Source organism: uncultured Pseudoteredinibacter sp. (assembly GCF_947502065.1).
Classification (GTDB): domain Bacteria; phylum Pseudomonadota; class Gammaproteobacteria; order Pseudomonadales; family Cellvibrionaceae; genus Pseudoteredinibacter.
This window is the reverse complement of record NZ_CANMYE010000044.1, coordinates 1-263: the sequence shown is the minus strand read 5'-3', so window position 1 is coordinate 263 and position 263 is coordinate 1. Positions and strand designations below refer to the sequence as shown.

The 263-nt window shown below is 49.0% G+C and carries 1 protein-coding gene; it reads left to right on the top strand.

Features of this window, described 5'->3' with window-relative positions; translation table 11 throughout:
- Positions 1 to 263 (top strand): hypothetical protein (locus Q1A41_RS20295; RefSeq protein ID WP_299982993.1); only part of this gene is annotated, 263 nt, incomplete at both ends.

Below are 263 nucleotides of genomic sequence, written 5' to 3'. Positions count from 1 at the left end.
GAAGGTGCAACGGCAACAGACACGTTTAGCTACACCTTAAAAGATGCGGACGGAAGCTTCTCAACCACAACAGTTGTGATCACGGTAACTGGCACTACCGATGGTGCGCCAAGCGTTACGATTGATGACAATAACGCTGGTGCAACTGGAGATGAAAGCGTTGCCGAAGATGGCAATACAACTGGTAATACATTTACGATCAGTGCGCCGGATGGTTTAGGTTCATTGAGCATTGCAGGGCAGGCAATTACAGCTGCCGCATT